Origin of the sequence: Pseudomonas sp. Pseusp3, assembly GCF_047304225.1 — a bacterium.
Lineage (GTDB): Bacteria > Pseudomonadota > Gammaproteobacteria > Pseudomonadales > Pseudomonadaceae > Aquipseudomonas > Aquipseudomonas fluorescens_CD.
In genome coordinates, this window is sequence record NZ_JBGLYV010000006.1 from 72,343 (window position 1) to 83,174 (window position 10,832).

Below are 10,832 nucleotides of genomic sequence, written 5' to 3' on the forward strand. Positions count from 1 at the left end.
CCCGCTAATGGAGCGCAACCACCAGCAGCACCAGATTGAGCAACAGCGATACCAGCGCCAATGTCCGCCAGACTTTCAGTGGCTCGCGTTCCAGCAACGGCTTGGGGCGCACATTCAAACTGCGGCGTTCGCCCTGTTCGATCAGCAGCAGCCATTCTTCCGCCGTTTCGAAGCGTTGATCGGGGGCCACCGCCACGGCGCGCTCCAGGTTATGGGCGATCCAGTCCGGCAAGTCGGGCCGGTAGCGGCTGGCGTTGACCGGGATGCCAAACCTGGGGCGCTGGAACGCTTCGATTTCGCCATAGGGGTAGTGCCCGGTGAGCAGGAAATACAAGGTCACACCGACGGCGTACAAGTCCTGCTGTGGCGTCGGCATTTCGCCGCGAAAGGCTTCTGGCGCGATGTAACTGGGTGTACCCGGCAGGGCCCAGGGTAGATCTTGCGAGAGACCGGGGCAGTAGGCGAGGCCGAAATCCAGCAGGCGCAGCTCACCATCGTGCCCCAGTAACAGGTTTTCCGGTTTGATATCGCGATGCAGAATCTGCCGTCGATGCAACAGGCCGACCGCTCGCAACAAGCGTTCGGCGATGTCTTGCCACTGGGGCAGCGGCAACGGTCCGCTTTGCTCATACCGTTGCGCCAGGGTAGCGCCCGAATATTCACGCATCACGTAGTACAAATGCTGACGCTGACTGGCGGCATGGACTTCAGGAAAATGTCGACCGGCCACGCGTTTGAGAAACCACTCTTCCGACAGCAGTGCTTGCCCGGCCTGGTGATCGTCGTGCAGGCGCCCCGGCAGCGTTTTCAGCAGCCAGGGTTGTTGCTGATTGTCGCGAACGCGATAAAGCAGTGATTGCTGGCTCTGGGCGACGATCCCCTCGACTTGCCAGCCCTCGAACGCCTGACCCGGTTTCAAGGCTGGCGGCAGTGGCCATTGCTGCAAGTGAATCAACGCATCGCCAATGCTTGCTTCACCGAGGGCATCAATCCGCACCAGTAAAGCGCTGGCATTGTCCTGGCTGCCCGCCAGGTGCGCGGCATTGACCAGGGTTTGCGCAGCGCTTTTCAAGTCCGGTTGATCACGCAGGATCGCCGCAATGGCGGTATCGCCCAGGACGGCCCAGATGCCATCGCTGAGCAGGACGAAACTTTCATCGGGGCGCAACTCACCGTCAAGAAAATCCAGCACCAGATGTTGATCGAGGCCCAGCGCCCGTTTCAGCACATGTTGCATGCCCGGCTGGTCCCAGACGTGATCCTCGCTGATTCGCTGCAATCGATCGGCGTGCCAGCGATACACCCGACAATCACCGACATGGGCCAGGGTAAAACGCCGACCGCGCAGGACCAGCGCACTGAGGGTGGTCAGCAGCGGTTGTCCGCCGCCGTTGGCCTGCAACCAGCGGTTTTGTGCCAACAGCAGACGGTCAAGTGCCTGGGCGACGCTCCAGGTTTCCGGCGTGGCGTAGTAATCCAGCGCCAGCGCCTGCAACGTCGAACGGGCAGCCAGACCGCCATCGGCGCACTGGCTGACACCGTCGGCGATGGCGAACAGGTAGCCTTTGCTCGCCGCCAGCGCAGGAGCCGGCGTGACCAGGCGCAAGGCATCCTGGTTTTCCTCGCGGGGACCGATGGCGCTGGCTTCGGCGAAACTCAGTTGCAGGCTCATCGCGACCTCAGACCCGCGCAGCTGTCACGGCGGCCGAACCCCAGGTGGTTCTCCAGCGGCGTTTCACGCCGTGCAGGCCGAACCAGGCCAGCACGCCGAGGCTGGCGAACAACCACAGCGCCAGTTGATAGCTGCCGGTGCTTTGCTTGATCGCGCCCATGCCGGCCGCGAGGGCAAAACCACCGATGCCGCCAGCCATGCCGATCAGGCCGGTCATCACGCCGATTTCCCGACGAAAACGCTGCGGCACCAACTGGAATACCGCGCCATTACCGGCACCCAAACCGAGCATGGTGCAGACGAAAAGCGCCAGTGCGGCGTAGGAGTTCGGCAGGTTGAAACCTACAGCGGTAATGCAGATTGCCGCGACGGTGTACATCGCCAGCAAGGTCCGAATACCGCCGAAACGGTCAGCCAGCGCACCGCCCAAGGGGCGCATCAGGCTGCCACCGAACACGCAGGCAGCGGTGTAGTAGCCGGCAGTGACCGGGCTCAGGCCGTACTGGTCGTTGAAGTAACCGGGCAGGGCGCTGGCCAGGCCGATGAAGCCGCCGAACGTCACGCTGTAGAAAAACATGAACCACCAGCTGTCACGATCGCCCAGGGCCTTGAAGTAGTCGGCCATGGATTTGGCTTTTGGCCGCTCGGGGGCGTTTTTGGCCAGCCAGGCGAAGACGATCAGGGTCAGGATCAGCGGAATCAGGGCGAAGCCGAACACGTTGCTCCAGCCAAACGCCGCCGCCAGCACCGGGGCGATCAATGCGGCGAACACCGTACCCGAGTTCCCTGCACCGGCGATGCCCATGGCCTTGCCTTGATGCTGCGGCGGATACCACTGCGATGCCAAGGGCAGGGCGACGGCGAAAGACGCGCCGGCCATGCCCAGGAACAGCCCCAGCAGCAACGCTTGCTCGTAGCTGTGGATACCGAGTTTCCAGGCGCCGAACAGGGCGCAGATTACAATGACCTGACCGATCAGGCCGGCTGTTTTGGGCGACAGGCGATCAGCCAGCATTCCCATGATAAAACGCAAGACCGCCCCGGCCAGAATGGGCGTGGCCACCACCAGGCCGCGTTGCTGCGTTGTCAGGTGCAGGTCGGCGGCGATCTGTACCGCCAGAGGTCCGAGCAGATACCAGACCATGAAGCTCAGGTCGAAATAGAGGAAGGCTGCGAACAATGTCGGTGTATGGCCAGATTTCCAGAAGCTTGAATTCATCGCGCACCTCAGCTGTGAAGAGTCTCGGAAGGAGTCATGAGCTTGCAGGTGGGGCGCCGTTACGGCCGCACCACCGGCCCCGTGCTGTGGGGCCAAAACGAAAAAACGCCGCGACCCGATTCGCCAGGGGCAAATGAGGTGCGCGACGTCTTTGTCGTAGGTGGGGCAACCGCCGTTGGTTACCTGTGGTGATTACTTAGCGAGATTTGTGCCAACAGTTAGAGACCGAGTCGCCGCCATTCGCGAGCAAGCCCGCTCCCACATGGATAGTGGGTGTCCACAAAACCTGTGGGAGCGGGCTTGCTCGCGAAGGCAATAGAACATTCACCACTGGACTTCAGCCAAGCAACTCGCTCATGGCAATGATCTGCTCCGCCACTTGAATCAGCTTCTGCTGTCGGCTCATCGCCTGGCGGCGCATCAGGGTGTAGGCCTCTTCCTCGTTGCAATTCTTCATTTTCATCAGCAGCCCTTTGGCCAGTTCGATGCGCTTGCGCTCGGCCAATTGCTGGTCGCGGGCATGCAACTGGGCACGCAAGGCCTGGTCGCTTTCGAAGCGCGCCATGGCCACATCGAGAATCGGCTGCAGGCGTTGTGCGTGAATGCCTTCGACGATGTAGGCACTGACCCCGGACTTGATCGCCTGTCGCATCACCTCGGGGTCGTGCTCGTCGGTGAACATCACAATCGGTCGGGGCTGGTCGCGAGTCACCAGCACCACTTGTTCCATGACATCGCGCCCCGGTGACTCGGTATCGATCAGGATCACATCCGGACGCACCGTTTCGACGCGTTCGGGCAAGTCGATGGTCAGGCCGGATTCATCGATCACTTCGAAACCGGCCTCGGTCAGGGCGGCCTTCAGGCGTCCGACTTTTTTGGCAGTGTCGTTGATCAGCAGGATACGCAGCATGTTCGTGGTCTCCTGTCAGCGGCTGGCAAAAAGGGTTGAGCTGTCGCTCAGGGCGTGCAGTTTGAAACTGCGGGCATAGCCGGCCGGGTCCGAGCCGTCCCAGATTTTGCCGTCGATCAACTGACTGCTGCGCATCTCCTTACCCAGTGCCGCGACACCTACAGCGCTGGCCGCTTCACGATATAAGTCTAGTTGCTGGACTTGACGGGCCACGGCCAGGTAATCCGGGTCGTCGCGCAACAAACCCCAGCGACGGAATTGGGTCATGAACCACATGCCATCGGACAGATGCGGCAGATTGACCTCGCCTTCACCATGGAAGCGCAGGGCGTGCGGGTCTTGCCAGCGATTGCCCAGACCATCGGCATAGTCGCCCAGCAGGCGCGGCTCGATGCATTCCAGTGGTGCATCGAGGTATTGCGCTGCACTGAGCAATTGCGCGGTGCTGCGACGATTTTCGCTGCTTTCTTCGATGAAGCGACTGGCCTCCAGAATCGCCATCACCAACGCGCGGGCAGTGTTGGGGTATTGCTCGACGAAGGCGCGGGTGCAGCCCAGGACCTTTTCCGGGTGATCGGGCCAGAGGGTCTGGGTGGTCGCCATCGTGAAACCAAGACCCTGTTGCACTGCGCTGGCGGACCAGGGCTCACCGACACATAAACCGTCGATGCGCCCTGCTTGCAGGTGCGCGACCATTTGTGGCGGCGGCACCACCACGCTGTCGACATCCTGCAGCGGGTGAATGCCCTGGCTGGCGAGCCAGTAATACAGCCACATGGCATGGGTGCCGGTTGGAAAAGTCTGGGCGAAGGTGAGTTTTGAGCGAGTTTGGTGCACGTGCCGATCCAATGCCTCAGGACTGGTCACTCCCAGCGCCTGCAAGCCGCGGGACAGATTGATGCTCTGGCCGTTCTGATTCAGGCCCATCAACACGGCCATATCGGTCGCGGCCACACCACCGATGCCCAAGTGAACGGCGTAGACCAGACCGTAGAGGCTGTGGGCTGCATCGAGTTCGCCGCTGACCAGCTTGTCTCGAAGGTTGGCCCAGGACGACTGGCGCTTGAGGTTCAGGGTCAAGCCGTGGGGTTGGGCGAAGCCCTGGGTGGCGGCGACAACCACCGAGGCGCAGTCGCTCAGGGCCATGAAGCCGAGATTGATTTCGGTTTTTTCCGGGGCATCGCTGCCATTGACCCAGGCCAGAGGGCCGGCTGACGGTTCGTTCATCGCGCGTTCACCTTGCAAAAAAAACGTCGTCACCGGTCCGTGCATGAGCAGGCCGGGGACGACGCCATTGTCTTTGCACACATTCCGTCGTTGGCATGGGTGCTGGTGCCTTGAATGGTGCAAGGCATATGCCAGTCCGGGCTTCATCAGCTTTCCATCAGGATTCAACGCGCCATCTCTTTCATCCTGCCGACTCCTGATCGTCAGGCTGTGAAGGAGGTTGGCGTGCACATCGAATCACCAGGCGCACCAGGTTTCCCTGATGCCCGTTTCAGCGGGCGGGTGCTGCATCTGTGCGTCAGCGAATCCCCTGTACATCTGGTTTCGCAACGGTGCGCATCGGCCTGCCACCTGCAGGTCGGCTGGGAAGGGCTGATTGCGATGAACGGAGTATTTGAGGTGCGCGGCAGTGTGCAGGTCTTGCCAATTCCGCAAGCAGCACTGGTGAAACTGCAAGTGTTCATCGATCTGGGGAACGCGCTGAACGATCAACGACTCAACCAGGCTCCCTGGGCGGCATTGCCGGTGGCGCATCAAACCGTTCAGTCCGAGAGAGCGCTTGAGCGCTGGTATATCGAACAGGCCATGACCGGTGGTTTGGCTTATCAAGCCTTTGCCAGCGTGCTGCGTCATACCGAGAGTTACGGACTTGTGCGTTTCCTGCTGGAGCAGGGCACCCACAGCGAAAAGTTGAGCATCCTGGCGCAGCGTTATGGCGTTTCCGTGTCGCATTTTCGTCGACTGTGCCAACAGGCGCTGGGCACGGCAGCCAAGCCTGCCTTGCGTGGCTGGCGGACGGCCCAGGCACTGCTGAACATGAGTCTGCAGGACGGCTCCCTGACGGATGTGGCGCTGGAGTTCGGTTTTGCCTCTTCTTCGCATTTCTCCAAGGAAATCCGTGAACTGGTGGGCTTTGCCCCCAGCAGCCTGGCCGACATTACCTACCTTCCAGGCAAGTGAGTCGATGAACCGCCGATCGTTGTCCATATCCCTTTTGCCCATCTGCTTAAGTGGCGTGTTCCTGCTCGCACCCTTTGCCGCGCAGGCCGATGTTTTCAGTTTCGAGGCCCGTGAACAGAGCGCACGCACCTTTTTCAGCGAGCTGTCCGGATCACTGGGCAAGCCGGTGATCGTCAGCAAGGCTGCTGCGATCAAGCGGATCTCCGGTACGTTCGATCTGCTCGTGCCGCAACGAACCTTTGAGCGCGTCGCCTCGCAAATGGGCTTGATCTGGTACAGCGACGGTCAGGCGATTTATCTGTATGACGCCCCGGAAATCAAAAGCTCCATGGTCTCGCTGCAAACCCTGACCGTGGCCAGGCTGCAGGCGTTCCTGGAGCGCTCCGGATTGCACGATGCCCGTTATCCGTTGCGTCATGACGGTCTGCGTACTTTCCATGTGTCGGGGCCGCCGATGTATGTCGATCTGGTTGTGCAAGCGGCCGGGATGATGGATAACCAGCGCTCGGAACTGTTGCTGGGCAAGCAGCAGATCGGTGTCATTCAGGTACGGAACACCTTTGTCAGCGACCGTAAGTACGAACTGCGCGATGACAAGGTGACCATCCCCGGGCTGGCCACCGTGATCGAGGATCTGTTGCGCGGTGAGACGCGCGAGTTCGAGCCGTCGGTGGCGCAAGTTCCTGCGCCGCGTCCACAGGGATTGATGCCGGCGTTTCCCCTGGAAGGCCTGGCAACCAACCCTGCGGATCAGGACCCGGCAGCGCCGCGGATCATTGCGCGAGACATGGCTGCCGGAAACATTCGGGTAGTGGCATACCCGGACACCAACGCCTTGCTGGTCAAGGGGTTGCCGGAGCAAGTGCGCTTTATCGAGAACCTGGTGAGTGCGCTGGACACGCCGAAACGACACGTGGAACTGTCGTTGTGGATCATTGATTTGCACAAGGATGAACTCAATCAACTGGGCATCAACTGGCAAGGTGCGTTGAGGTCGGGGAAATTCGCTGCATCGCTCAATGCCGGCTCGGCGACCACCCTCGATGGCCTGTCGTTCGTGACCCAGGTCATGGCGCTGGAGCGCACCAACCGGGCCAACGTGGTCTCGCGACCGGTCATCCTCACCCAGGAAAACGTACCGGCGATCTTCGACAACAACCGCACGTTTTATGCCCCGCTGGTGGGCGAGCGCAGTGTCGATTTGCAGCACGTCACCTACGGCACGCTGGTCAGTGTACTGCCCCGTTTCGCCCAGGCGGACGAGGTCGAGATGTCGCTCAATATCGAGGACGGCAACGAGGTCGAAAAACCGGATCAGGGCAAGCAGCCTGGTACATTGCCGACGGTCGGCCGCACACGGATCAGCACGGTGGCGCGGGTGCCTCAGGGCAAGAGTCTGTTGGTGGGCGGTTTCACCCGCGATGACAACAGCGAGCAAGTCGGCCGGATCCCGGTACTGGGTTCGATTCCGTGGGTCGGACGCTTGTTCAGCTATCGGCAGAATCGCTCGGCCAATACGGTGCGGGTGTTCCTGATTCAACCCAAGGAGATTGTCGACGTACTGCAACCCGCCACGACTGAACCGGCCACGCAGTTGCTGAGCCCGGAGCAGCATGAGCGTGTGCGCCGTGCCTATTTTCGGGCAGCCATAAAATGATCCTGCCACCGATTTCCACCGGAGGGCGAGCCGCCCAGGCGAGGCTTAATACCGAGAAAGCTGCTGAGCATCCACAGCCGCAGGCAGATGCCGATATCGATCTCGACGACAGCGGTACGACCGCCACCGTCCAGCGCTTTGTACACAGCAGCGATGAAATGTCCGCGGCACTGGCGCAGTTCCGTGGTCGTCGGCATTTCGAACTCAAGTCCGACACCCTGACCGATAACTTCGAAAGGGTCCTGGACGACGACACCGTGCCCAAGGCGCGACAGATACTCAACCTTGCCCGGTTGACCGATAAATCCGTCACCTGGCTGTTGCAAATGGCGCGAAAACTGTTCGCCGATGACAGCGACCTGGCATTGGTGCTACGAGAACTGTTGCGCCGCAGGAAACTCGAGACAGGCACTCGTCGGCGACTCGAAACGCTGTTGCAGACGGTGGTTGCCCAGGGCTCCCCCAAGCGCATGAACGCCGGGATCAACGCCGCCCTGAAAGCCCGGATGTTCGGTAAAGGCATGGCGGTGCACGCAGGCCTGTTGCGTGAGACGTACCGCGATTTTCTCGAGTCGGACCAAGGTCCGCTCAGTTGCTACCAGGACTGGATCGCGCTGTACGGTCCACACCAACGCATGAGCGTGCTGGCCTTCATCGAAGCGGCGTTGCTCACCGACATCAGTGCCCAGGATCCCAGTTGCTCGCGCGCAGAGTTCGGCCAACTGCTGGTCAGGGTGAACGAGCTGAAGTGCCTGCGTTCAGCCGATGAGCTGTTCATCGGCCGCCTGCTCGGTGATGCTCTCATCTGCCGGCACAACCCCCACGAGCCTGACTGGCTGGTGGTCCTGTTCGGCCTGTTGGCCTACCCCGATGAGCTAGATCAGCTGCTGCTCGGCGCATTGGGCGAGGGCGTGCTGTTGAGTCCGCACCGTGAACGCTCGACCGTTCTACAAACGGTGCGCCGGCTCAGCCTGCAACTGCCGACACCGCTGTTTGCCGATGAAGAGGCGCCGGTGCGTCTGGCACAGCAGTTCACCCGACTGGCTGACATCGCCTATGCCCACGAATGTATTGAGCAGCGACGCCGCGGTGGTGGCTCATGACTTTTTCCCGGAACTGACCTGCCATGCTCAATGTGTTTTTGCGCAACGTCGGCGCGTGCCCGGAGCTGCTGATCCTGACGCTGATGGTGATGATCATCGCCATGCTGATCATTCCCCTGCCGACAGTGCTGGTGGATTTTCTCATCGGCCTGAACATCGTCATCTCGCTGCTGGTGTTCATGGGCTCGTTCTACATCGAACGCATCCTCAGCTTTTCGACGTTTCCGGCCTTGCTGCTGTTGACCACGCTGTTTCGCCTGGCGCTGTCGATCAGCACCAGCCGGCTGATTCTCAGTCAGGCCGATGCGGGGGAGATCATCGCGTCCTTCGGTGAGTTCGTGATCGGCGAAAGCCTGGTGGTGGGCTTCGTGATTTTTTCCATCGTCACCATTGTCCAGTTCATCGTGATCACCAAGGGCTCGGAGCGGGTGGCCGAAGTCGCGGCGCGCTTCTCGCTGGACGGCATGCCGGGCAAGCAGATGAGCATCGACGGTGACCTCAAGGCCGGCGCCATCACTGCCGAGGAAGCCAGGGAAAAACGCAGCGTGCTGGAGCGCGAAAGCCAGTTGTATGGCTCGTTCGACGGCGCGATGAAGTTCATCAAGGGCGATGCGATCGCCGGCATCATCATTATCTTCGTCAACTTCATTGGCGGCATGGCCATCGGCGTCGGGCAAATGGGCATGGACATGTCCACAGCCTTGTCGACCTACACCCTGTTGACCATTGGCGATGGTTTGGTGGCGCAGATTCCCGCACTGCTGATCGCCATCGGTGCCGGTTTCATCGTCACTCGTGTCAACGGCGATGACGCCAACCTGGGGCGCAACATGCTCGCGCAGATGCTGGGGCATCCGTTCGTGCTGGGGGTGACGGCGCTGCTGGCGGTGGGTGTCGGCCTGCTGCCCGGGTTTCCGTTGCTGACTTTCCTGCCTATTGCCGCCGTCCTGGCACTGGTGGTGTTCGTCCGGCAGCGCAAGGCTTCCCGAGGTGAAAGTACAAATGAAAACCGCCCGACCTCTGCCCAGGGGGATGCCATGCAGAGCGGATCGGGTCTGCTCGACGACATTGACAACATTGCCACCGAAACCGTCGCCTTGATGTTGCTGGTGCCCACGGCGCGGTTGGAAGAGTTGAGCAAGGCCCGCTGGGCCGCACGTTTTCGCAGCCAGTTTTTCGTCGACTACGGGTTGCGCATTCCCGAACCGCAGATTCGCCCCAGCGAGGCGTTGCCGGCCCATCAAGTGGCGGTATTGATCAATGAAGTACGCGCCGAACAGTTCGACATCCATTTCGATCAATGGCGTCTGCTCGACTACTCGCCGGAGCTGGAGCCCCTGGGCATTGCCCTGGTGCGTGGCAATGACAGCAATCGCCTGGGCGGAATCTGGGTCAACGCGGCCGACAGGGAGCGGGTGCAGCAGTTGGGGTATCACCTGCGTGCGGCGGACGAGGAATGCTATCGCTGCCTGGTCACGCTGCTGGCGCGCAATATCCAGGAGTTTTTTGGCGTGCAGGAAACCAAGCAACTGCTCGACGAAATGGAAGCGCGCTACCCCGATCTGCTCAAGGAAGTGTATCGCCACGTCACGGTGCAGAAGATCGCCGAGGTGCTGCAGCGGTTAATCGGCGAGCGCATTTCAGTGCGCAACATGAAGCTAGTTCTCGAGTCGCTGGCCCATTGGGCGTCGCGGGAAAAGGACGTACTGGCACTGGTCGAGCACGTCCGCGGCGCGATGGCCCGCTACATCAGCAACAAGTTTGCCCAGGGCAATGACCTGCGTGTGCTGTTGTTGTCGGCGGAGTTCGAAGAGGTGGTGCGACGAGGGATTCGACAAACGTCGGGCGGCAGTTTCATCAACCTGGAACCGGCCGAGTCGGAGGAGCTGATGGACCGACTGTCTGTCGGTCTGGACAGTGTGCACATCGCCCACAAGGACATGGTGCTGCTGTGTTCGGTCGATGTGCGGCGCTACATCAAGAAGCTGATCGAGGGACGGTTCAGGGAGCTGGACGTGATGTCGTTCGGCGAAGTTTCCGAAACGGTCTCGGTCAATGTCATCAAAACGCTGTAAGGAAAA

8 protein-coding genes are annotated in these 10,832 nt (G+C 60.9%); 4 read left to right on the plus strand and 4 right to left on the minus strand.

Annotation, left to right across the window (positions count from 1 at the left end):
* Window positions 1–4: 4 nt before the first annotated feature.
* The 4 genes from ACCD00_RS03825 to ACCD00_RS03840 all read right to left on the minus strand — a co-directional run bounded on the left by ACCD00_RS03825 (window position 5) and on the right by ACCD00_RS03840 (window position 5,031).
* Window positions 5–1,672 (minus strand): protein kinase domain-containing protein, encoded by a 1,668-nt coding sequence (locus ACCD00_RS03825; protein WP_413422032.1) that lies wholly within the window; start codon window positions 1,670–1,672, stop codon window positions 5–7.
* A gap of 7 nt (window positions 1,673–1,679) precedes the next feature.
* The gene (locus tag ACCD00_RS03830) at window positions 1,680–2,891 is read right to left on the minus strand and encodes a nitrate/nitrite transporter (protein WP_104449766.1); all 1,212 of its coding nucleotides are present in this window, start codon (window positions 2,889–2,891) and stop codon (window positions 1,680–1,682) included.
* Window positions 2,892–3,228: 337 nt separating this feature from the next.
* Window positions 3,229–3,804: an ANTAR domain-containing response regulator gene (locus ACCD00_RS03835; protein ID WP_008021841.1), complete on the minus strand. Its 576-nt coding sequence runs from the start codon at window positions 3,802–3,804 to the stop codon at window positions 3,229–3,231.
* Window positions 3,805–3,819: 15 nt separating this feature from the next.
* Window positions 3,820–5,031, minus strand: coding sequence for a CmpA/NrtA family ABC transporter substrate-binding protein (locus ACCD00_RS03840; RefSeq protein ID WP_413422035.1), 1,212 nt, complete (start codon window positions 5,029–5,031; stop codon window positions 3,820–3,822).
* Window positions 5,032–5,205: 174 nt separating this feature from the next.
* On the opposite strand from ACCD00_RS03840, the gene ACCD00_RS03845 reads away from it, so the two are divergent.
* The 4 genes from ACCD00_RS03845 to ACCD00_RS03860 are packed head-to-tail and all read left to right on the plus strand — an operon-like array spanning window position 5,206 to window position 10,826.
* A complete protein-coding gene (locus ACCD00_RS03845) occupies window positions 5,206–5,991 on the plus strand; it encodes a helix-turn-helix domain-containing protein (protein ID WP_413422095.1) in 786 nt (261 codons plus the stop codon).
* Between the two features lie 4 nt (window positions 5,992–5,995).
* Window positions 5,996–7,648, plus strand: a complete 1,653-nt coding sequence (sctC, locus tag ACCD00_RS03850; RefSeq protein WP_413422037.1) for a type III secretion system outer membrane ring subunit SctC — start codon at window positions 5,996–5,998, stop codon at window positions 7,646–7,648.
* Window positions 7,645–8,751: a type III secretion system gatekeeper subunit SctW gene (sctW, locus tag ACCD00_RS03855; protein WP_413422039.1), complete on the plus strand. Its 1,107-nt coding sequence runs from the start codon at window positions 7,645–7,647 to the stop codon at window positions 8,749–8,751. Before sctC ends, sctW begins: the two co-directional genes overlap by 4 nt.
* 23 nt (window positions 8,752–8,774) lie before the next feature.
* Window positions 8,775–10,826 carry an EscV/YscV/HrcV family type III secretion system export apparatus protein gene (locus tag ACCD00_RS03860; RefSeq protein ID WP_413422041.1) on the plus strand — a complete coding sequence of 684 codons (2,052 nt, stop codon included), beginning with the start codon at window positions 8,775–8,777 and terminating at the stop codon, window positions 10,824–10,826.
* Window positions 10,827–10,832: the final 6 nt, after the last annotated feature.